Origin of the sequence: Antarctobacter sp. (assembly GCF_965277915.1) — a bacterium.
Taxonomy (GTDB): Bacteria; Pseudomonadota; Alphaproteobacteria; order Rhodobacterales; family Rhodobacteraceae; genus Antarctobacter.
In genome coordinates, this window is sequence record NZ_OZ255849.1 from 2545832 (window position 1) to 2567520 (window position 21689).

Annotated in this window: 23 protein-coding genes; 17 read left to right on the forward strand and 6 right to left on the reverse strand. The window is 66.3% G+C overall.

Features of this window, described 5'->3' with window-relative positions:
* The first annotated feature begins 14 nt into the window (after window positions 1-14).
* Both ACQY5B_RS13210 and ACQY5B_RS13215 read left to right on the forward strand, forming a co-directional pair.
* Window positions 15-1841: a hypothetical protein gene (locus ACQY5B_RS13210; protein ID WP_420324924.1), complete on the forward strand. Its 1827-nt coding sequence runs from the start codon at window positions 15-17 to the stop codon at window positions 1839-1841.
* Window positions 1842-1844: 3 nt separating this feature from the next.
* Window positions 1845-3293, forward strand: a complete 1449-nt coding sequence (locus ACQY5B_RS13215; protein WP_420324923.1) for a hypothetical protein — start codon at window positions 1845-1847, stop codon at window positions 3291-3293.
* A 72-nt stretch (window positions 3294-3365) separates the two neighbouring features.
* Here ACQY5B_RS13215 and ACQY5B_RS13220 read toward each other — a convergent pair whose 3' ends face one another.
* Window positions 3366-5393, reverse strand: a complete 2028-nt coding sequence (locus tag ACQY5B_RS13220; protein ID WP_420324922.1) for a TonB-dependent receptor domain-containing protein — start codon at window positions 5391-5393, stop codon at window positions 3366-3368.
* 198 nt (window positions 5394-5591) lie between these two features.
* On the opposite strand from ACQY5B_RS13220, the gene ACQY5B_RS13225 reads away from it, so the two are divergent.
* The 12 genes from ACQY5B_RS13225 to ACQY5B_RS13280 all read left to right on the forward strand — a co-directional run bounded on the left by ACQY5B_RS13225 (window position 5592) and on the right by ACQY5B_RS13280 (window position 13705).
* The gene (locus ACQY5B_RS13225; protein ID WP_420324921.1) at window positions 5592-6650 is read left to right on the forward strand and encodes a hemin-degrading factor; all 1059 of its coding nucleotides are present in this window, start codon (window positions 5592-5594) and stop codon (window positions 6648-6650) included.
* The gene (locus ACQY5B_RS13230; RefSeq protein WP_420324920.1) at window positions 6647-7546 is read left to right on the forward strand and encodes a heme/hemin ABC transporter substrate-binding protein; all 900 of its coding nucleotides are present in this window, start codon (window positions 6647-6649) and stop codon (window positions 7544-7546) included. Before ACQY5B_RS13225 ends, ACQY5B_RS13230 begins: the two co-directional genes overlap by 4 nt.
* Window positions 7547-7550: 4 nt before the next feature.
* Window positions 7551-8618 carry a FecCD family ABC transporter permease gene (locus tag ACQY5B_RS13235; RefSeq protein ID WP_420324919.1) on the forward strand — a complete coding sequence of 356 codons (1068 nt, stop codon included), beginning with the start codon at window positions 7551-7553 and terminating at the stop codon, window positions 8616-8618.
* On the forward strand, window positions 8615-9397 hold the full coding sequence (locus ACQY5B_RS13240; RefSeq protein ID WP_420324918.1) for a heme ABC transporter ATP-binding protein: 783 nt from the start codon (window positions 8615-8617) through the stop codon (window positions 9395-9397). Before ACQY5B_RS13235 ends, ACQY5B_RS13240 begins: the two co-directional genes overlap by 4 nt.
* A gap of 10 nt (window positions 9398-9407) precedes the next feature.
* Window positions 9408-10157 carry a ChaN family lipoprotein gene (locus ACQY5B_RS13245; protein ID WP_420324917.1) on the forward strand — a complete coding sequence of 250 codons (750 nt, stop codon included), beginning with the start codon at window positions 9408-9410 and terminating at the stop codon, window positions 10155-10157.
* 12 nt (window positions 10158-10169) lie between these two features.
* Window positions 10170-10493 carry a heme-degrading protein HmuQ gene (gene hmuQ, locus ACQY5B_RS13250; protein ID WP_420324916.1) on the forward strand — a complete coding sequence of 108 codons (324 nt, stop codon included), beginning with the start codon at window positions 10170-10172 and terminating at the stop codon, window positions 10491-10493.
* The gene (locus ACQY5B_RS13255) at window positions 10490-10657 is read left to right on the forward strand and encodes a hypothetical protein (protein ID WP_305968122.1); all 168 of its coding nucleotides are present in this window, start codon (window positions 10490-10492) and stop codon (window positions 10655-10657) included. Before hmuQ ends, ACQY5B_RS13255 begins: the two co-directional genes overlap by 4 nt.
* A 116-nt stretch (window positions 10658-10773) precedes the next feature.
* Entirely contained in the window at window positions 10774-11202 is a 429-nt protein-coding gene (locus ACQY5B_RS13260; protein ID WP_420324915.1) for a hypothetical protein, read from the forward strand.
* The gene (locus ACQY5B_RS13265; protein ID WP_420324914.1) at window positions 11199-11855 is read left to right on the forward strand and encodes a MotA/TolQ/ExbB proton channel family protein; all 657 of its coding nucleotides are present in this window, start codon (window positions 11199-11201) and stop codon (window positions 11853-11855) included. The genes ACQY5B_RS13260 and ACQY5B_RS13265 overlap by 4 nt, the downstream gene beginning before the upstream one ends.
* Window positions 11856-11880: 25 nt before the next feature.
* A complete protein-coding gene (locus ACQY5B_RS13270) occupies window positions 11881-12234 on the forward strand; it encodes a biopolymer transporter ExbD (RefSeq protein ID WP_420324913.1) in 354 nt (117 codons plus the stop codon).
* A complete protein-coding gene (locus ACQY5B_RS13275; RefSeq protein WP_420324912.1) occupies window positions 12231-12617 on the forward strand; it encodes an ExbD/TolR family protein in 387 nt (128 codons plus the stop codon). The genes ACQY5B_RS13270 and ACQY5B_RS13275 overlap by 4 nt, the downstream gene beginning before the upstream one ends.
* Window positions 12614-13705 (forward strand): TonB family protein, encoded by a 1092-nt coding sequence (locus tag ACQY5B_RS13280; RefSeq protein ID WP_420324911.1) that lies wholly within the window; start codon window positions 12614-12616, stop codon window positions 13703-13705. Before ACQY5B_RS13275 ends, ACQY5B_RS13280 begins: the two co-directional genes overlap by 4 nt.
* Before the next feature lie 4 nt (window positions 13706-13709).
* Here the strand turns inward: ACQY5B_RS13280 and ACQY5B_RS13285 are convergent, their stop codons facing one another.
* The 5 genes from ACQY5B_RS13285 to ACQY5B_RS13305 are packed head-to-tail and all read right to left on the reverse strand — an operon-like array spanning window position 13710 to window position 17566.
* Window positions 13710-14456, reverse strand: a complete 747-nt coding sequence (locus ACQY5B_RS13285; protein ID WP_305968116.1) for an amino acid ABC transporter ATP-binding protein — start codon at window positions 14454-14456, stop codon at window positions 13710-13712.
* A gap of 11 nt (window positions 14457-14467) precedes the next feature.
* Window positions 14468-15106, reverse strand: coding sequence for a pyridoxamine 5'-phosphate oxidase family protein (locus ACQY5B_RS13290; protein WP_420324910.1), 639 nt, complete (start codon window positions 15104-15106; stop codon window positions 14468-14470).
* Window positions 15107-15113: 7 nt separating this feature from the next.
* Window positions 15114-15983, reverse strand: a complete 870-nt coding sequence (locus ACQY5B_RS13295; protein WP_420324909.1) for an amino acid ABC transporter permease — start codon at window positions 15981-15983, stop codon at window positions 15114-15116.
* Window positions 15973-16725 carry an amino acid ABC transporter permease gene (locus tag ACQY5B_RS13300; RefSeq protein WP_305968113.1) on the reverse strand — a complete coding sequence of 251 codons (753 nt, stop codon included), beginning with the start codon at window positions 16723-16725 and terminating at the stop codon, window positions 15973-15975. Before ACQY5B_RS13300 ends, ACQY5B_RS13295 begins: the two co-directional genes overlap by 11 nt.
* 1 nt (window position 16726) lies before the next feature.
* Window positions 16727-17566 carry a transporter substrate-binding domain-containing protein gene (locus ACQY5B_RS13305; protein WP_305968112.1) on the reverse strand — a complete coding sequence of 280 codons (840 nt, stop codon included), beginning with the start codon at window positions 17564-17566 and terminating at the stop codon, window positions 16727-16729.
* A 670-nt stretch (window positions 17567-18236) separates the two neighbouring features.
* Here ACQY5B_RS13305 and ACQY5B_RS13310 point away from each other — a divergent pair.
* From ACQY5B_RS13310 to ACQY5B_RS13320, 3 genes are read left to right on the forward strand one after another with little or no spacing between them, the layout of a single operon-like run.
* Window positions 18237-19055, forward strand: a complete 819-nt coding sequence (locus tag ACQY5B_RS13310) for a creatininase family protein (RefSeq protein WP_420324908.1) — start codon at window positions 18237-18239, stop codon at window positions 19053-19055.
* A complete protein-coding gene (locus ACQY5B_RS13315) occupies window positions 19048-20640 on the forward strand; it encodes a CocE/NonD family hydrolase (RefSeq protein WP_420324907.1) in 1593 nt (530 codons plus the stop codon). Before ACQY5B_RS13310 ends, ACQY5B_RS13315 begins: the two co-directional genes overlap by 8 nt.
* Window positions 20633-21661, forward strand: a complete 1029-nt coding sequence (locus ACQY5B_RS13320) for an ABC transporter ATP-binding protein (RefSeq protein WP_420324906.1) — start codon at window positions 20633-20635, stop codon at window positions 21659-21661. Before ACQY5B_RS13315 ends, ACQY5B_RS13320 begins: the two co-directional genes overlap by 8 nt.
* Window positions 21662-21689: the final 28 nt, after the last annotated feature.

The following is a 21689-nucleotide window of genomic DNA, read 5'->3' on the forward strand; positions in this document are numbered from 1 at the left end:
GGATAGCCACCAACATGCGACGCACCCCGCCCCTGCCCCGGTTCGCCCTTGCGATTGCCTTGACCGCGCTTGGCCCGACCGGCCCACTCTGGGCCGACGACCCGACCTCGACCGTGCTGACCGGTCACCAGGGCGCCATCGACGCCGCCGTCTTCAGCCCGGACGGGCGGCATGTCCTGACGGGCAGCGCCGATTTCACCGCCGAGCTCTGGGAGGTCTCGACCCAGCGCGGACTGGCGATCCTCGAAGGTCACGAACACCGGGTCAGCGGCGTCGCCTTCAGCCCCGATGGCACCCGCGCACTGACCGCCAGCGCGGATGGCACGGCGCGGGTCTGGGACCTGTCCACGGGCCAGGAGGTGCTGAAGCTGACGCAGGATGGCGGGCGGTTCAACTCTGCCGCCTACAGCCCCAACGGACGGCAAGCGGTGACCGGCGGCAATGACGGCATCGCCCGGCTCTGGGATCTGCGCAGCGGCGCCGAACTGCGGACCTTTGCCGGCCACGGGGAGGCCATCACCTCTCTTGCGATCAGCCCGGACGGAACACGCCTGCTGAGCGGCAGCACCGATCGCACCGCCCGGCTCTGGGACATGGCCAGCGGCGAGGAGATCCGCCGCCTTGACGGGCACGAGGCGCTGATCCTCTCGGTGGCTTTCGGCCCGGACGGAAAGCGCGCGATCACCGGCAGCTGGGACAAGAGCGCGATCCTCTGGGAAGTGGACACCGGCAAGGTCCTGCGACGGTTTCCCGGTCACGAGGCCGCGATCCGCGCTGTCGATCTCAGCCCGGATGGCGCGCTGGCGCTGACCGGGGAATGGAACCGCAAGGCCTATCTCTGGAATGTCGAGACGGGCGAGGAACTGCTGGTCTTCGACGGCCACGGAGCCTCGATCGACGCGGTTGATTTTGCCCCTGACGGACGCAGCCTGTTGACCGCCAGCTGGGACGGGACGGTTCGGCTATGGTCGTTGCCAGAGACGCACTGGCCCGATCTGCCCGAACGCCAGCCGGTGATCGCGGCACCTCGACCCGCTCCAAAGGCCCCCGTCACCTTGGCCGTCGCCCGCCCCGAAACGCTGGTCCTGATCATCGGCAACCGCAGCTATGCCGAGGCGCCTCCTGTCGCCTATGCCCATAACGACGCCGATGCCTTTGCCCGCTATTTCCGCGATATCCTGCGTGTCCCGCAGGACAACATCATCATCGAGAAGGACCTGAACTCGATCGGCATGGCGCGCTGGTTCGGGACAGATGATGTACCGGACGGGCGGCTGGCCCGCCGCGCGCGGTTCGTCGATGAGATCGTGGTCATCTACTCGGGTCACGGTGTCCCTGTCTTCCACGAAGAGGGCCTGCCCAGCGGCTACCTTCTGCCCGTTGACGTGCCCGCCGCCGAACCGGGCTTTGGCGCCTACCCGCTGGACATGTTGATCCGCCAGTTGGAAGCCCTGCCGGTGAAATCAGTCACGGTCCTGCTGGACGCCTGCTTTTCCGGCCTGTCGACGCAGGGCAGCCTGGTGCCCGGCGTCTCGGGCGCCTTTGGGGTCGCGATAGCGCCGCCGCAGGAAAAGGCGCGCGTTTCGGTTCTGACCGCCACCGATTTCCGCACGCCGCAGTTCGCCCATTGGCTGGATGACAAGCAACAGGGCGCCTTCAGCTATTACACGCTGGAGGGGCTGCGCGGGGCGGCGGATGCCGACGGAGACGGGCGTATTCGCCTGTCGGAATTGCGCGCTCATATCGACGAGAGACTGGCCCAGCAGGACCTGCGCCAATCACCCAGCCTGTTGCCCGGGAGCGAGGACAACGTGCTGGCGGAATATGTCACGGAAGACTGACCCATGTTGCGCCTTGCCCTCCTGTCTGCCCTTCTCTCGCTGACCTTGGCCCTGCCCCGCCCCGCATTGGCGCAGGCAGAAACCGCGTTGGGCGCGGAGCTCTGCCGCATGGCAGAGGGGCAGATCCCGGCAGGCGCCAGCATCGCGCTTGCGGCGCCGCTGGCCTCGGAAACACCCCTGCCCGTGCCGCAGGTCGAGGCAATCATGAGCCGCGCCGCGCAGGAGATGTGTGCAGACTGGCCCGCCAAACCACGCATCCTGGCCGGAAGTGCCGAATTGCGCGCCTCGCTGGCCCTGGTGCTGAACCGACAGGGCACTGCCGCCTGGCAGGAGACCGTGCAATCCACCCTGCGGCAAGAGGCGGATTTCGTGCTGGTCGGGGAAACCGGCATCGTTGCCGGCGACGTGACCCTGCGGCTCACGCTGGTCGATCTCAGCGACGGGCGGGTGATCGTCAAGACCTCGGACAGGCCGCTGACCGGGCTGACAGGCCAGGCCGGAGGCGACCCGCGCGCCGCCATCAGCGCCGCCATCCGCCAGTTCCTGGACATGCTGCCTGACGCGCGGGCCGAGATCACGGTCGGCGCCTTCGCGAACGAGACCTCGGGGCTTGAAACGCCCCTCGGTCGGGCCTTGGCCGATATGGCGGTCGAGGCCTGGTTGGACACAGCCAATTCCGTCACCGCCCTGCTGCGCGATGCGCCGCCGGCCCGCGTACGGCGCGGTCCGGTGCCCGCCAACGGCTACTACCTTGGCGGGACCGTCCGGCCGATCGACCGCAACCGCTTTCAACTGGTATTGCGACTGTCGCAGGACGGTGCATTGCGGGCCTCGCGCACGCTGGACCTGTCCTCGCTGCGGATGCCGGCGCATCTGCGCGCGTTGCTTGACCCGACCGCCACGGTGCGGCGCACCGGGTTGGACGGCATCGCGGAAGCACTGACAGCGATGGGCAAGGGCCATCTGTCCCTGACGGCCTCCGGCGGACGGGACGGGCACTACCCGATCTGCCGCGCCACGGACCCAGCCCGCGTGCCGACCGAGTGCACCGACAGCCTGATGCGGCTGACCTTGAGGACAGACCGGGCCGGGGTATTGCTTTGCCTGTCGCTGGATGAACACGGCCAGTTCTACATCGTCTTGCCCGCCGACTACGCCCCTGACCTGCGCCTTGCCGCCGGTCAACGGCTCATCCTGCCGGACGACCTGCCACCGCTGCCCGGCGGAAACCGTGTCTACTGGCCCGCGATGGGGCCACCGGCGGAGACTCTGCTGGGCTGCCTGATCTACCCCGTGTTGCCCGCCGACCTGGTGCAGGCCTTGCAGGGACTGGATGGCGCGCGGCTTGCCCCAGCCGACCGCCTGGCCTTGCTGGCGATCCTGCGCGATGCCGGGCCACTTGCAGGCGCCGCAACCCGCGTCCGCATCATCGACGGCACCCGCAAGAAATGAGCCCGACGGAAAACGGGCGGTCCCGGAGATGTCCCCGGACCCGCCCGCCCGTGCCTTGCCAGAGGGAATGGCTCAGAACGTCTTGGTCAGGCTGACCTTGAAGGTCCGCCCAGGTGCCTTGCGCGTGGGCGAGGACAGGTGGCCGACGTAATCGACGTCAAAGGCATTCTCGATCCCGAACCGCACTTCGGTGCCCGTCAACCAGGCCACCTGCTCCGGCCGCCAGGTGGCCCGCAGGTTGTGCAGGGTGACATTGTCGAGATCGCCGCCCAGCGCATCGCGGCGGTCGGCGGAATGCACGACCTCCCAGCTCAAGTCCAAACCGTCATCCCATTTCTTGCCCAGCGTCAGCTGCACACGGTCGGCGGCGGTGTTGCGCCAGGTGATGCCATCCGCGCCCGGGGCGAATTCCTCGCCCGAACCGACGTGGCCCGCGAAATCGACATAGGCCCCGCTGGCATGGCCGTAAGACGCCTCCAGTTCCAGCCCGCGGGTCTCGACCCGGTCGAGATTGGTCGAGATGGATCCGGTGGCGGTGTAGCTGGTGATGTCCCACATGGTGGTGGCGTAGAGGTTGCCGCGAATGGTGAAGGTATCCCCCGTGCCGAAGACATCAGAACCGGTGTATTCCGCGCCGAGCTCGAAGGTATGTGATTTTTCCGTTGTATCCATGCGGGCAAGCGCCGTGGCGCTGGCGCCCAGGTCGTCGATGATCGGCAGGCCCTCGGTGTATGCCGCGCTGCCAAAGACCGACACCCCGTTGCCAAAGTCATAGGACAGCGCCAGCCCGCCCATCAGCGCATCGTTCGTGAACTTGCCATAGGTTGTGGCGCTCTCGACGGTCGAGGTCTCGTAGCGCAGCGCCGGCGTCACGGTGAATGCGCCCATCGAGATCTCATCAACAAGGAACAGCGCGATGCGCCGGTCGGACCCGCCGGGGGCGCCGGCGGCGTCGTTGTCCTTGCGGTCCCGGTGAATGAACTCGACACCCGCCAGCAGGTCATGATCGATGGCATCCGACCCGAACAGGGCCCGGTTCGACAGGGTCAACTTGGTCGTCTGATAGCGCTGGTCTGCGTTGACCGTGCTGACGAGAAATGGAAAGGTCGGCGTCCCCTCCAGCGGCGAAGAGCCGGGAACGTAGTCATATTCGATCGCCTGGTCCGCGAAGGACAGGTTCACCCGCATGTCCACCAGGTCGTTGACCGGGTTGAAACGGTAGTCGATTACCGCCTGCCGGGTGTCGGTCAACCGGTCGACATTGCCGAAACTGCCGCCCGTGGTGGCGAACTGGTCATAGGGCACGTCCTTGTCGTCGGCCACGGTCTGCGAATAGCTGAAGGTCAGCTCATGCGCGTCGTCCTGTCCAAAGGTGAACTTGGCTTTTGCCAGTCCCGAAGGCGTGCGGAAGGCGCTGTTGCCGATGGTCCGCCCGTCGCCCGAGGTCAGGTCGTCCTGGTCCCGGATCGTGTAGTTGAGCAGGAACTCGGCGCGGTCCGTCGGCTGCCAGGCCAGCGTCGTCGAACTGACCGTGCCCGCCCCGTTAGAGCTGAATTCAAAGGTTTGGGCGCCCGCGAAGCCCGGCACACCGCCGGTGAAATCCGAGGCGTCCTTGCTTTCCAGCTTGACCACCCCGCCGACGATCCCCGACCCGTAGGCAAAGCTGCCGATCGTGCCGCGCAGGACCTCGGCGTTCTTGTAGAGCAAAGGATCGGTGAAAAGCTGCGTGCCGATGCGGTACAGTTCCTCCGACCCGACGGCGGCACCATCCACCAGCACCGCGATCTTCTGGTCCGAGCCATAGGTGGTGTTCGCACCGAACCCGCGGATGTTGATCCCCGACCCCTGCGGCGTGGTTCCGTTGACCAGCGTCACGCCGGGCACCGAGTCGATCAGCTGCGCGACGGTGCCGGCCTGCCGATCCTGGATTTCTTCCTCGTCGATGACAGTGCGCGACAGCGCCGTCCCGAATGTCAGATCCCTTTTGCCGCCGGTGAGGATGAGGGTCCCGAGGAACCCGGGGGCGTCCTGTGCACTCGCTGGCAAAGCCAGCGACATGCAGACAAGCGCGGTGGTCCCGCGCAGGAGGTGAGTGAGCATATGCGCCTTCCTTCGTGTCCGTTTGGGTGCCGTGGCTTGCGAAGGCTGGCGCGGGCGGATTGTTGCCTAGGCGATAAAACTTATCGTGACGGGTTGCAGCATTAGGTTATCCAGACTAAAACAGTCAAGTAAATACCGTAAGCCACGTCGGGCCTGGTCCCGGCGAAGCCAGCAGACATTCCCTGACCCGAGGACGTCATGACCGAGCAGCTTACGCCGTCACCAGAACAGATCCGTGCCGCCGAGGCAGACAACCCGAAAATGCGGGCGCGGGATCTTGCCGCGCAACTGGGCATCACCGAGGCCCAGCTTGTGGCCGCCCGCGTCGGTGACGGCACAACCCGGATCGACGCCCACCCCGACTGGATCATGCCCGGGGCCGAGCGCCTGGGCGAAGTCATGGCCCTGACACGTGTCGAGGCCTGCGTGCATGAAAAGGTCGGGGGCTATGCCAACTACCATCCCGGCGAACATGCCGCGATGGTGCTGGCCGAGGACATCGACCTGCGAATCTTCCCATCGCACTGGGTGCATGCCTACGCGGTCGAAACGCCCGGCCAGGACGGCACCGCGCCGCGCCGGTCCCTGCAGATTTTCGATGCCGCAGGCGATGCCATCCACAAGATCCACCTGCGCGAGACCTCGAACCATGACGCCTGGGTCGGTCTGGTCTCGGAACTGGCCCTGCCCGACCAGGCACCCGGCCAGGCGGTCGAACCGCGCAAGCCCGTCGAGGCCGCGAAATCGCGGCCCGACAAGCTGGACATCCTGCGTGAGGAATGGGCGCGCCTGACCGACACGCACCAGTTCCTGCGCCTGTGTTCCAAGCTCAAGATGAACCGCCTTGGCGCCTACCGGATCGCGGGCGAACCCTTTGTCCGCGCGTTGGCGCCAGAGGCCGTCAACGCCATGCTGGAGTCGGTGCGTGACGCCGGTATCGAGGTGATGATCTTTGTCGGCAACCGTGGCTGCATCCAGATCCATTCCGGCCCGGTGAACCTTCTACATCCGATGGGCCCCTGGCAGAACGTCATGGACCCCGGCTTCAACCTGCACCTGCGGCTGGACAAGGTGGCCGAGGTCTGGGCCGTGGAAAAGCCCACCCAGCGCGGACCCGCCGTCTCTGTCGAGGCGTTCGATGCCGAAGGTGCCCTGATCTTCCAGGTGTTCGGCGTCGGCAAGGAAGGGCGTGACTCGCGGCCCGCATGGGGCAGGATCGTTGCGGCCCTGCCCGCAGCCGACGTGGTGCCGGCATGACAGCCTGCAAATCTTCCAACGGGCTGGCCCTGTTCACCGGCCTGTCGACCGCGATGTTCGGCGGGCTTGTGGCGCTGACCGTCTCTGCCCAGCAACCCGCCCCCGCCGATCCACAGGCCGATGTCCTGTCGATCGGCGGCGCGGTCACGGAAATCGTGGTGGCCCTGGGCCAGCAGCACCGTTTGCTGGCCCGTGACACGACCTCGACCTACCCCCCGGCGGTGACCAACCTGCCGGACGTGGGGTACATGCGCGCGCTGTCTCCTGAGGGCGTGCTTTCGGTCGGCCCCAGCTTGATCCTTTCCGAGGAAGGCGCCGGGCCGCCCGAGGCCCTGGAGGTGATCCGCGCCGCCGACGTGGACTATGTCGAGGTGCCCGACGCACTGGACGCCGCCGGCATCCTCGACAAGATCGAGATCATAGGCAGCGCCCTGGGCGTTCCGGACCGGGCCGAGGGCCTGGCCGCAGAGGTCGGTGCCGCACTGGACGCGGCGCAGGCCCGCGCGGACATTCCCGCCGAGGATTGCAAGCGCGTGCTGTTCGTGTTGTCCACCGATGGCGGCAAGATCAACGCCTCGGGCACCGGCACGGCAGCGGATGCGATCATCCGGATGGCCGGCGGCGTGAACGCCGTCGACGGTTTCACCGGGTACAAGCAACTGACCGACGAGGCCGTGGGCATAGCCGCGCCGGACGTGATCCTGATGATGGACCGCACGGGCGACCACGCCTCTGCGGACGACGAGCTGTTTGACATGCCCGCCATCCGCCTGACCCCGGCCGCCAAAACCCGGTCCGTCGTGCGCATGGACGGGCTGTTGATGCTGGGGTTCGGTCCGCGCACCGCAGAGGCGGTCGAGGCGCTGAACGCGGCGCTTTACGGGACGCCGAACTGATCCGATGACCGCGATCACCGACCCTCTTGTCCCGCCGCGCGACCGGCTTGCCCTCGCGCGCGTTCTGCACTGGATGCTGGCCGCATTCCTGCTGCTCTGCGCGCTGGCCAGCCTGCAGATTGGCGCCGCGGACGTGACCCTGACCGCCCTGCTGGGCAAACTGGTCAGCGGAGAGCCCCTGACCCAGATGGAACGGGTTGTCCTGTTCGATATCCGCTTGCCACGCCTGACGATGGGTATCCTGGTCGGCGCCGCGCTGGCCGTGTCCGGCGCGGCGATGCAGGGGCTGTTTCGCAACCCCCTTGCCGATCCGGGCATCGTCGGCGTCGGTGCAGGCGCCGGGCTGGGCGCGATCCTGGCCATCGTGCTGGGCGCGCTGCTGCCCGCTTGGGTGCAAGAACTGACCGGCAACCAGCTGACGCCCTTCGCGGCCTTCCTGGGTGGCTGGGGCTCGACCCTGCTGCTCTATCGCGTGTCCACCCGACACGGACGCACCTCTGTCGCGACAATGCTGCTGGCAGGCATCGCTCTGGGGGCATTGGCCGGGGCACTTTCGGGCATTCTCGTTTATATCGCCGATGACAGGCAATTGCGCGACCTGACCTTCTGGGGGCTGGGATCGCTGGCCGGGGCAAGCTGGGCCAAGGTGGTCGCCGCCGGCCCTTTGATCCTGCTGTCCATCGGCGCGGCCCTGATGCTGGGGCGCGGATTGAATGCGCTGGCACTCGGAGAGGCGACCGCCGCCCATATCGGCATCAACGTCCAGCGCATGAAGAACATTGCCATCCTTGCCGTGGCGGGCGCTGCCGGAGCGGCGGTCGCCGTCTCGGGCGGCATCGGCTTCATCGGGATCGTCGTGCCGCACCTGCTGCGGCTGGGGTCAGGTCCGGATCACCGCACGCTCTTGCTGAACTCGGCGCTTCTCGGGGCCAGCCTGCTGATCCTGGCGGATGTGATTGCCCGCGTCATCATCGCCCCCGCCGAACTGCCCATCGGGATCGTCACCGCCGTGCTGGGCGCGCCGGTCTTTCTGTGGATCCTGCTGAAACGACGGGGGATGGTCGAACTATGACTCTGGAAGCACAGGATATCCGGGTCCGCTATGGCCGCCGCGAGGCGCTGTGCGGCGTCAGCCTCGCCGCGCACCCCGGAGAGGTCACGGCCATCGTTGGCCCCAACGGATCGGGCAAATCCACCCTGCTGGGCGCCATCGACGGCACCCTGCCCCACGAGGGTCACGTACGCCTGAACGGAGAGGACGTTTCCGGGCAACCGGCCTGGAAACTGGCCGCCACCCGCGCGGTCCTGCCCCAGGCGTCGCGGCTGGCCTTTCCTTTCACGGTGATCGAGGTCGTGCGCATCGGCTTGCAGGCAGGCACGGCGGGCGACCGGCCAGAGGTGCCGATGCAGGCTCTGGCGCGGGTCGGGCTGGCGCATTACGCCGACCGGTTGTTCCAGGACCTCTCCGGCGGCGAGGCGCAGCGCGTGATGCTGGCGCGGGTGCTGGCGCAGGTCTGGGCGCCGGTCGAGGACGATGCGCCCCGGTGGCTGTTACTGGATGAGCCCGTCTCCAGCCTCGACATCGCGCACCAGTTGCAGGTGATGGAAATCGCGCGGGACTTTGCGCGCGGCGGCGGCGGTGTCCTGGCCGTCATGCATGACCTGAACCTGACCGCGCTGTTTGCCGACCGGATCGCCGTCCTGGCAGAAGGCAAGCGCGTGGCCTTTGGCACCCCTGCCGACGTCCTGACCGACGATACGCTGTCGCGCGCCTATGGCTGTGCGCTGCGCGTTTCCGCCCCGCCACCGGCGGACATTCCCTTTATCCTGCCGCACGCGGCATCGGCCTGAAAGATCACTCATGCGTCTAGCCACCCTCATGTTCTGCCTTGCCACGCCGGCCCTTGCCGATCCCGTGGCCGACATCGTCATCCTCGGAGAGGTCCACGACAATCCCGATGCCCACATCGGGCAGGCGCAGGCGTTGGACGCACTGAAACCCACCGCCGTGGTCTTTGAAATGCTGACCGCCGAAGACGCGCTCCGCGCCAATCAGGATCGCGACCTGATCCCGGAGATCTGGGACAATGGCGGCTGGCCTGACTACAGCCTGTACGCACCGATTTTTGACGCCATGGGCGTGGCGCGCATAGTCGGTGCTGCCGCGCCGCGAGAGACGGTGCGGACGGTCTACGGCGAGGGTGCCGCCGCGCTCTTTGGCAGTGATGCGCCGCGGTTCGGCCTGGATGTCCCCTTGCCCGAGGCACAGCAGAGCCTGCGTGAAGAAATGCAGTTCGACGCCCATTGTCAGGCCATGCCGCGCGAGATGATGGCGGGCATGGTCGCGGTCCAGCGCTATCGCGACGCCGTCTTTGCCCGCGCCGCGCTTGAGGCACTGGATACCTTCGGCCCGCCCGTCGCGGTGATCGCGGGCAACGGCCATGCGCGCACCGACTGGGGCATTCCCGCGATGATCGCCCGGGCCGCGCCAGAGGTGACGACCCATGCCACGGGCTTTGTCGAAACGCAGACCGACACGCCCTTCGACACCGTGATCATCGTTCCCGAGGCGCAGCGCGACGATCCCTGCGCCAGCCTGCAGACCAACTGAGGAGAGACCACCATGTACCTGGCCATGAACCGTTTTACCGTCCTGCTCGAAAACGCGGCCGAGTTCGAGGATCTGTGGTTGTCGCGCGAAAGCCATCTGCGCGACATGGCGGGGTTTGTCGCTTTCGACATGCTGCGCAGCCCCGAGGAGGACGGCAAGATCCTCTATGCCTCGCACACCGTCTGGGAAACCGAGGCGCATTTCCGCGCCTGGACCCGCAGCGAGGAATTCCGCGCGGCTCACACCCGCGCCGGCCAGACCCGAAAGCTGTTCGAGGGCGCACCCCGGTTCGAGGGCTTCACCTCGATCCAGAGCATCGAGGCACGGGCGGCATGAGCGCCCCCCGCGAGGATCAGGAGGACCGTTTTCGCACGGTCTGCTGGCGAGAGATGCTGAACTCCGGCACGGATCCGTCTGCCGACACCGGCCTGGCGCTGGAACAGTTGATCGACCTGCAACGCGCGGTCGGACCGGGTACCGACCCGCGCCATGCGGAGTAGCCAATTCTTTCTGTCAGGTATTGCCTGACCCAATTCTGCCTGCTAGGCACTTTCCCAACCAGCCAGGGTGTCCCACCCCAGCCAGACACGAAAACCCACCGATGGGGGCTGGATTCATGAACTTTCCGTCCTTTGGCATTGCGGCGCTCTGCGCCTTTGCCTTGACCCTTACGACGCCCGCGCGGGCAGAAACCGTTCAGGGCCCGCATGTCTCCCTGGAACTCAACGCGCTGGAGCCGGTCGACGGCGCCTGCCGCATCAGCTTCTTGATCCAGAACGGCCACGACAGCGACATCGCGCAGGCCGTCTACGAGGCGGTGCTGTTCGACACCGAGGGCCGCGTGGACCGCATGACCCTGTTCGATTTCGGGGACCTGCCTGCCGCCCGCCCCCGCGTGCGCCAATTCCTCGTCTCCGGCCTCGCCTGTTCAAAACTGGGCCGCCTGCTGATCAACGGTGCCGAAACCTGCGAGGCCGCCAGCCCCGGCGCCTGCACGCAGGACCTCGACCTGCGCAGCCGCACCGAGGTGGAGATCATCGGATGATCGAGACAGTGCGAGAAGCCGTTCAACGGATCTTTGATCTTGGCGGCCCTGTCGTCATCCTGCTGGGTGCGCTGTCGATCGTCGTCTCGGCGGTCGTGCTGTACAAGCTCTGGCAGTTCACCGCCGCAGGCGTCGGGCGCCACCGTGCGCTGCGCGAGGCTGTCGAGGCCTGGGACATGGGCAACCGGCTGGCAGCGCGCCGCCACCTGGACCTGTCGCGCAGCTATTTGCGCCCGGTGGTGGCGATGGCGCTGGACGGCCAAGGCGATGCCGAACGGCTGGAAGCCGAAGCAGAAGCGCGTTTTGCCCGGCTGGAGTCAGGGCTGCGCCTGCTCGATTCCATCGCGCAGCTGGCGCCCCTGCTGGGGCTCTTCGGCACGGTTCTGGGCATGATCTCGGCCTTTCAGGCGCTGCAAGAGGCCGGGACACAGGTCGATCCCTCGATCCTCGCAGGCGGTATCTGGGTCGCACTGCTCACGACCGCCGTGGGGCTGGCCGTTGCCATGCCCACCGCGCTTGTGCTGAGCTGGTTCGAAGGCCGGATGGATGCCGAGCGGGTATTGGCGCAGAAAGCCCTGCGCACGATCTTGGCGCCTTCCGGTCAGGCCCAGGGCTTCGCCCCCGCAGCCAACCCGACGCCGGCCCATGCGTAGGCGGCTTCGGCGGCGAAAACTGTCGATGACTTCGCTCATCGACGTGATCTTTCTCCTGCTGCTGTTCTTCATGCTTTCCTCGACCTTTTCGCGCTTTGCCGAGGTCGAACTGGCCGCGGGCGGCGCGGGAAACGGCGATGCTTCGGGTCTGCGCCCGGTGTTCCTGCGGCTGGCGCCAGACGGGCTGAGCCTCAACGGCACCTCGCATGAGCTGTCCACCCTGCCCGAGGCGCTGCGCCAGCATCGAACCGACGCGGAAACCGACCTGCCCGTTGTCGTCGGCCTGCACGGCGAGGTCACGGCCCAACGACTGACCGACCTGCTGGTGACGATCCGCGCCCTGCCCGGCCTCAGGCTTACGGTACTGGAGACCTCATGAGAGCGCGCCGCCAGAAAACCGAGCGTGAACCGACCATCGCGCTGATCAACATCGTCTTCCTGATGCTGATCTTCTTCCTCGTGGCGGGCACGCTGGCGCGTCCGCTGGACAAGGACCTGACGCTGGTCCGCACGGCAGAGCTGGACACGACCGCGCCTGCCGATGCGCTGGTCATCCACGCGGACGGGCGCATGACATGGCGCGGTGTCCCGCAGGACAGCGCCGCAGGCTTCATGGCGCAGCTGCCCGAAGAGGCCCGCGCCCGCGTCCGCCTCATCCCGGACCGGGAGTTGAACGCCGCCGAGCTTGTCCGGATTGGCCGCGCCCTGCGCGGGGCGGGAGCAGAAAACGTCGTCATCGTTACCGAGAAGGCCCTTGAATGATCTCCTCGTCCCGACTTGCCAAGACTTCCGCCGTTTCGCTGGCGCTGCTGGCCCACGGCGCCCTTGCCCTGACCCTTGCCAGCCCCGATGGAGCTCGGATCGAAGGTGCCTCGGGCGGGGCCGAAGTGCGGCTTGGATCATCCTTCGCCGACATGTCAGCGGGCCGGGTCCAACCCGAACCGACAAAGACCCCGGCAGAGGAGGCCGAACCGGATCGGTTGACGGCAGAGCGGGCCAAGGATCCCGTCGAGCAGGCAAGACCGGATCGGACCCCACCAGACCGGACAACGGATAGTGCGGACCGCCCCGCCCCCGAAACGGCGGCAGTGGAACGCCCCAGGGACCCCACCGAAACCGCGCGTCCCGATCCCGCGCCGCAGGAACCGGCAGCCCGCCTTCTGGCGGCGATCGAACCCGAAAAGGCCGATACTGGCCCCCGCCTTGAGCCCCTGAAACCCGATACACCCGAAACGCAGGAACTTGCCGCCCTGGCACCCGCGCCGGAACGGATCACCCCGGAACGGGCAGAGCCCGCGCCCACGATCTCACCCGTCACACCGGACAGCGCCTCCGCGGAACGGGTGACCGGCGAAGCTCCGAAGAGCGCGGCGGTCTCCCGCTCGCTTCGGCCGCAGATGCGCACGCCGGAATTCGAGGAAGCAAACAAGCCAGCCCGCAAACCCAAGCCGGTGGCCAAGCCACGAACGAAACCCGCCCCCCAGGGCGGCGGCGCCACCCGCAACGCGCGTGCCGGCAACCCCACCGGCAACGCCGCCGCCAAGGCGCGCAACACCGGCAACAAAGGCCGCAAGGCTGCCCCCGGAAACTCGGCGGCCAGCAACTATCCCGGGCTTGTCATGCGCAAGCTGTCCCGCGCCGGCAGGCCCCGGGTGAACGCTCGCGGCACTGCGGTCGTTGCCTTCTCGATTTCTTCTGGCGGCGGCCTGGCCTCCGTCTCGCTGGCGCGCAGTTCCGGGTCCTCGGCCCTGGATCGCGCGGCCCTGGGCGTGGTGCGCAGCGCGGCGCCTTTCCCGCAGCCGCCCAGCGGCGCAAGGCGCAGCTTCTCGATCCAGATCCAGGGGCGCTGAGCCTCTACAGGATCTGGCTGAGGAACTCCTTGGTGCGCGGGTCCTTTGCCTCGGCAAAGAAGGTGGCGGGCGGTCCGTGTTCCACGATCACGCCACGGTCGGTGAAATAGATGTGGTCCGCCACCTCGCGGGCAAAGCCCATCTCATGCGTGACCAGGATGCAGGTCATCCCCTCTGCGGCCAGGTCCTTGATCGTAACCAGAACCTCTTTCACCGTCTCGGGGTCCAACGCCGCCGTCACCTCGTCGAACAGCATCACGTCGGGCCGCATCGCAAGGCTGCGCGCAATGGCCACGCGCTGTTGCTGGCCGCCGGAGAGTTCACCGGGGTAATTGTCCTCTTTCCCCTCCAGCCGCACCTTCTTGATCAGCGAACGCGCCCGTTCCTCGACCGTCTTGGGGTCTTCCTTGAGCACCTTCAACGGCGCCATCATGACGTTTTCCAGCGCCGTCTTGTGCGGAAACAGGTTGTACTGCTGGAACACCATGCCGACCTTCTTGCGCAGCGCCAGCTTGTCCAGTTTCGGGTCGCTGACCTCCTGCCCCTCGACGGTGATCGACCCGCCCTGGATGTCGTTCAGGGCGTTGATGCAGCGGATCAAGGTGGATTTGCCCGAGCCAGACGGCCCGATGATGCAGATCACCTCGCCCTTCATTACGTCCAGGCTGACGCCCTTCAGCACTTCGAAATCGCCAAAGCTCTTGTGCACGTCCTTGAGGGACACGATGGGCAAATCGGGGGTCCAGCTCATGCCTGTCTCTCCTAGTAGAGGCGGTTCTTGGCGTCGTCGGCGATGATCTGCGCCATTTCGTCGACATCGGCGACCAGATTTTTCTCGACCAGCTTGCCGTGGGCGACCATGGCCTCTGCAAGGCTGGGCACGTCCGAGGTGTCAGGCCAGTGGTCAGGCTGCCACATCCGCGAGCGGATCATGCATTTCGCGCAATGCAGGTAGGCCTCCTCGACCGTCAGCAGCAGCACAAACTGCGCCGGGCGCCCGTTGACCGCCAGCCGGTCGCACAGATCGGGATCGCGGGTCAGCCGGGCCTTGCCCGCAACCCGCAGCGTGTCGTTGTGGCCGGGGATCACAAAGATCAGCGCGGCCTCGGGGCCGTGCAACACATTCTCGAAACTGTCGAAACGCTTGTTTCCCAGCCGGTCTGGCAGCGCCAGCGTCTTTTCATCCAGCACGGCCACGAACCCTGCCGGATCGCCCTTCGGCGAAAGATCCAGCAACCCGTCCGCCCCCCGTGTCGCCAGCACGACAAAGGGTGAGGCCGCGATGAAACGTGCGCAAAGCGGGTCTATGTGGTCGATCACCTTTTGCGCCGGCCTGTCGCCGGGCTCGCCCGTGATGGCGCGCAGGTCTTCGCGGGTGGCGATGGCGTGGGGATCGGACATGGCGGCCTCAGAGTTTCACGGAATAGCGCCGTTCCAGCGCGATGGTTAGCCGGGCGATCGGGTAGCAATAGGCAAAGAACAGCACCAGCGCGAAGCCGTAGAAGGGCATCAGCAGCTCGGGGTGGTTGTTCTCGGCCTCCATCGCCTGGCGGGAAAAGGTGATGATCTCTCCCACGCCCAGAAGCGAACAGAGCGGCGTTGCCATCGTCAGGATCGCGTACCAGTTCATCCAGGGCGGAATCATCCGCTTGAAACATTGCGGCAGGATGATCTGCCACAGGGTCTGGGTGCGGGTGAAGGACAGGCTTTCCGCGGCCTCCCACTGGGCCGAAGGCACGGAGTTGACGGCCCCGCGCACGATCTCGGAGATATTGGCCATGACCGGCAGGCTGAGCCCGATCACCGCCTTGACCCAGGCCGGGATCGGGATGGTCAGGCCAAGGATCGTGATCTCGAAAGGAAAGGCCAGCAGCACCACGAACAGCAGCACCAGCCAGGGCGAATTGCGGAAAAGTTGCGTGATCGCCCAGGAAAACCCGCGCGTCACCTTGTTGCGCGACACCTGGGCAAGGCCCAGAACCGCGCCCAGCGTGGTGCCGATCAGCATGGCAAAGAGCGAGATCAGCACGTTGAACAGGAACCCCTGGAAGGTCAGGAAGGGGATCCAGCGCCAGAGCGCGGCAAAGGCATCCACGGTCCCGAACGTGGCCGATTGCGCAAAGGCTGCCGCGGGCCAGAGCGCCAGCAGGACAAGAAAGCTCCACGGTGGCAGACTTCCCAGCCAGCGCACCAGGAACATCTCGTCATATTGGTGTCCGCGCAGGACATAGGGTTTCATGACCGGCAGGTCGGTCTGCCCGTGCAACCTACTGTCCATAGCCGGGGATCCTCATCTTGCGTTCCCAACGGTTCATGCCCATCACGAGGATGCCGACCAGCAGGATGTAGGTCACGAAAAGCAGCAGCATCGTGGGGTTCTGGGCCGAAGGGAAATCGTTCCAGACGGAGACGCTTTCATACAGCAGTTCGGGCACGGCGATGGCATAGGCCTGCGTCGTCGTCTTGACCAGGTTCACCAGGTTGTTGTTCAGCGCCGGGATCGACACCCGCAGCGCCAGTGGAAAGACGACCTCGCGGTAGGTCTGCGTGCGCGTCATGCCGAGGGATTCCGCCGCCTCGACGGTGGAGTCCGGCACCGCCTCGATGCCTGCGCGGAAGATCTCGACGTTGAATGCGCCCGCGAAGAAGGACAGCGAAATGATGGCCCAGCCGACATTCGAGATGATCGGCACCTCCAGCCAGCCGTCGGGGCTGTAGGACGGCGTGAACTGGCCCAGCGCGAAGTAGAAGAACAAGAGCTGCACCAGCGGCGGCGTGTTGCGGAAGAACTGGATATAGCCCTGCACCGCGCCGCGCAGCACGCGGTTCTGGGCGCCCTGCGCCCAGGCCCCCAGCACGCCGATGATGACCGAAAGCAGCACACAGGCGATGCTGAGCTTCACGGTCATCCACAGGCCGGACAGAATCCGCCCGGCCTGTTTCTCGTCGTAGAGCCAGATGAAGTTCCACCGCACATGCTCGGCGGCGAGCTCGCGAAAGAACTCCTCGAATCCGCTCATGTTATTCCGGCATCGGCGTCGTCTGCTGGATCAGCTCCTGTTGCTTGGCCAGGAAAGCCGTGGGCTTGATCCCCCACTTTTCCTCCAGCTCGACCAGCGTGCCGTCGAGATGCCATTGATACTGCATGCCCTTCATGAAGGCGCCGAAGACGCAGTTTTCCTCGGACTTGGGAACGGCAAGACCCCAGGGGCTGTCGTCCTCGGAGGGCAGCGGCATTTCGAAGTCGTCCCAGTTTCCGCTGGCGATATCCGACCCGATCGAGCTGTCGTCATAGACGAAGGCGACGCATTTCTTGTCACGCAGGGCCTGCTTGGCTTCGGCAGTGCCTCCAAAGGCCACGACCTCGACGTCATAGCGGTCTTCGACGATCTGGTTGTAGAAGGCGCCCTGGATGCCGCAGACCGGCTTGCCCGTCAGGTCGCTCCACTCGGTAAAGCCCAGCTGCTTGGGCGCCATGACATTGGTGCCAGAGGTGTAATAGTTGGGTCCGACAATGCCCACGATCTCGCGCCGGTCGGGCCGGTCGGTCATGGTGGCGATCATCAGATCGATCTGTCCCTGTTCCAGGAACTGCATCCGGTTCGAACTGACCACGGCGACCAGTTCCAGATCGACGCCCATCGTGTCGGCCACCATCTGCGCCATGTCCGGCTCCATCCCGATGATGGTCCCGTCCGTGTCGCGATAGCCCCAGGGCTTGTAGTCGGCCTTGACCCCAACGGTGAGCGTGCCGCTCTCCATGACCTTTTTCCAGGTATCGTTGGTGCATTCCTGTGCTGCCAGGCTCAGCGGGGCCAAGGCAGTCGAGGTCACAAGCGCTGTCGTGATAAATCGTTTCATGTGTATCTCCCTTGTCGTCGAACGGTTTTTTTGACGGTCGTTCGCTGCGGTCACTTTGGCACAGCTTACGGAAGAGTCAAAAAGCTTCGGTCGCGGGTCTTTTGATTTTCGACATGTGCCACGGTTCGCCCAGTTCTGCGGCACATCTCGGGATACCTGGCACGCTGCAGCGCGACACGTCCTGCAAAGTTCGCTTCGCATCCTGCTACCGCCTTGGGGCACGTCCCGCTTCCGCTCTGATTTTATGCAACTCGGAGCTTTCCGCCCAGCAATGCGTCAGCACCGCATTCCACTTGCAATGGCCCCCATGAGCCGGCCCCGGCCCGAACAGGCCCTTTCAGGCGGTCGGCGCACACTGTGGACACCCTCAAAACGAGCCGAAGGCAGGCGGCCCCACGGTATGGCGCCCTCTTATATCCACGGCCCGTAGCCGCTTGGAAAACATGCCAATATTGCGCTCAGGACAGTTAGGACAGCGGCGCCGTCCTGGCCGGCTGGGATGCCGAAACCCGGTCGTCTGGACAGCGATCAGTCCCGGCATTTGAGGGCGCGCCTTCATACTTCGTTGCCATTAAGGCAACACAAACCTCTAAAAACGCCGCTTTTACCGCATCGAAAACCTCGACAACAGTCAGGTGAATCACTCGAACACCTGACGGAGACGGCGCAAATGAAGCTCAAATCGAACTGGTGGTGGGATCTCTCCACCAAGGATTTTGCCGAACTGGACATGAGCAAGGTCGTCGCCGTTCTGCCCACGGCCGCAGTGGAACAGCACGGCCCCCACCTGCCCGTTCGCGTCGACAGCGCCATCAATGCCGGCATCATGGAACGTGTCGCCCAGCGCATTCCTGACGACCTGCACGCCCTGATCCTGCCGATGCAGGCAGTGGGCAAATCGGTCGAACACCTGGAATTCCCGGGCACCCTGACGCACAGCTACGAGACCCTTGCCCGGATCTGGTACGAAATCGGCGAAAGCGTCGCGCGCACCGGTTGCCGCAAGCTGGTCTTTGCCAACTGGCACGGGGGCCAGCCGCAGGTGGTCGAGATCGTCTGCCGCGAACTGCGGGTCAAGCTGGGCATGTTCGCGGTCAGCGCCAATGCTTCGGCGGACCTCGATGTCTCGGACCTCTTCGACAGCCGGGAGATGAAGCACGGCATCCACGGCGGCGAATTCGAAACCTCCCTGTTGCTGGAACTGCACCCCGAACTCGTGGACATGACCCTGGCCGAAGATTTCGAGCCGCTTTCCGTCGAGATGGAAAAGGCCGGCGGCATCCTCACCCCAGAAGGCCGCATCGGGTATGGCTGGCAGACGCAGGACCTGCATCCTTCCGGCGCCTGCGGCAATGCCGCCACCGCCGATGCGGACCGGGGACGGATCGCGCTGGACCGCTCCGCCGACCGGTTTGTCGCCCTGTTGAAAGAGGTCCGGGATTTCCCGATCGACCGCGTGACCCAGAAAACCATGTTCAACGATGCGTGACATGGTGGACAGTCCACTACGGCCCCTCCTGCCTGTACAGGCCCCCGTCCGGCAGGAGCTGCGCCTGAAGGACGGCACCCTGCTTGTTGCCGACACTTGGAGGCCGGACACGCAGGACACTCTGCCGGTGCTGCTGATGCGTCAGCCCTACGGGAGGGCCATCGCCTCGACCGTGACGCTAGCCCATCCCGCTTGGTACGCGGCGCGCGGCTATGTCGTCACCGTCCAGGACGTGCGCGGCACAGGCGACTCCGAGGGCGATTTCGACGCTTTGGTCAACGAGGCCGAGGACGGCGCCGAGACCCTGGACTGGGCGCGCGACCTGCCGGGATCGAACGGCAAGGTTGGCACTTACGGGTTCTCGTACCAGGGCACGACGCAGTTCCTGATGCTTGCCGGCGGCGTGCGGCCCGACGCGATGGCCGTCTCGATGGCATCGTGGTCGCCCTTGACCGACTGGCTCTCCGAAGGCGGATTGTTCCGCTGCCGGATGTCGGCCTCCTGGGCGGCGCAGATGGCCCGGTTGAAGGCCCGCCGGATGGGCGATTCAGCGGCGCTGGCGGCCTTGGCGCCAGAGCGGGGGTGGCAGGCGCATTTCGACTTTCTCATGACGCGTCCGGACCTGTCGCATCTGTCCCGCTGGGCCAAGGGCGAGCCGGGCGCCGACCCCGCCGCCGACCTGGCCCCGCCCCTCGCCGTGCCGCTGATCCAGACCGCCGGAACCGCCGATTTCTTCCTCCGGGGCACACTTGCCGCGGACAGGGCCTTTCGCGCTGTCTCGCCCGACTCCACGCATCTTGTCCTTGGTCCCTGGGGCCACATCGGCTGGAACCGTTCCGCCGGTGCGGCGCGGCTGGCATCGGGGGCAGAATTCTCTGTCGACCGGGCGCAGCTCGCCTTTTTCGACCACTACCTAAAGGGCCGTGGCCCGCGCCCCGCTGCCATCACCGCCTACGACGCGGGCACCGACAGCTGGCATGACACCGACACCCTCGAAGGAACCGGCTCCAGGGTCTATCACCTGGCGTCGGACGGCCTTGCGGCGCAGATGGTGACGGATGGCCGCCTGACGACCGCCCCCGCGACGCCGGGAAGCGACATGCTGGTTCTCGACCCGACCCGGCAGGCGCCGCTGTGCGGGGGCGCCTTCAGCGGCCCGGTCGATCTTGGCCCTCTGCACGACCGGTCGGATGTGGCCTGCTATACCACCGCCCCCATGGCCGGGTGCGTCCAGTTGCGCGACCGGGTCGAGGCCGAGATCGCGCTGGACGTCGATGGCCCCCACCCCGGGCTGGCGGCCACCTTGGCAGAGGTGGACCGAAACGGCACCGCCACCGCGCTGGCCACGACGGTCACGCGCCTGAAGAGCGGCACGTTGCGCCTGGTGTTCGAGGGGCTCTTTCACAGCCTGCGCCCGGGCCACTCTCTGCGGCTGTCCCTGCAGGCCGCCCCCTTACCGGATTTCCAACCTTATCCGGCCACCGAACTGGCCGATCCCGGCTTGCGTGCCACGACCATCGCCATCGACCACCGCGCCAGCCGGCTTTTCGTCTTTACCGCAGATCAGGAACCACCCCATGCGTGACCGCAACTATCTCATTCTGGACGCGATTACCGCCATGTACGGAGACACGGTCGCGGTCGACCAGCTGACGCTGGAAATCGCCCGCGGCGAGCTCTTGTCCCTGCTGGGGCCATCGGGCTGCGGCAAGACCACGACGCTGCGCATGATCGCCGGTTTCATCCAGCCTTCCTCCGGGCACATCATGGTCAACGGGCAGGACATCACCCGCCTGCCGCCGCACAAGCGCAACATCGGCGTGGTCTTTCAGGCCTATGCGCTGTTCCCGCACCTTTCGGCGCTGGAAAACGTGGGCTTCGGCCTGCGGATGCGCAACATCCCCAAGGCCCAGCGGCACGAACGCGCCCGCGCGGCGCTGGACACCGTGGGCCTGGGCGCCTTTGCCGACCGCCTGCCCGGAAATCTCTCCGGCGGCCAGCAACAGCGCGTCGCCCTGGCCCGCGCGCTGGTGATCGAACCCGAGGTCCTGCTGCTGGACGAACCGCTGTCGAACCTCGACGCCAACCTGCGGTCCGAAATGCGGGACGAGATCCGCGCCCTGCAACAGCGCCTGGGCATCACCACCATCTTCGTCACCCACGACCAGCAAGAGGCGCTGTCGATGTCAGACCGCATCGCCGTGATGGACGGCGGTCTGATCTCGGAGTTGGGCACGCCGCAACAGCTTTGCGATGCGCCGACATCGGCTTTCACGGCCAGGTTCCTGGGTGCGCGCACGGTGCTGAACGGCAGTGTCGACAACGGCGTCTTCCAGACCAAGGGCGTGCGCTGCGAAGGCGCGCCGGATGGCGCGACCAAGATGGTGCTGCGCGCCTCGCGCCTGCGCCTTGGCGACAGTCCCTCCGGGCCGCTGTCCCTTTCGGGCACAGTCACCTCGGTCAACTACTTGGGCGAGACATTCGAGATCGACCTCGCCTCGGCCAGCGGCCCGGTCCGGCTGACCATCCCCTCGGACCTGGCCGCCCCGCCCGCCGGCGCGACCGCCTCTGTCGAGGCATTGCCCGGCGCCGTGACCTTCATCTGAACGACCCAACCACCAACCAACAGGAGTG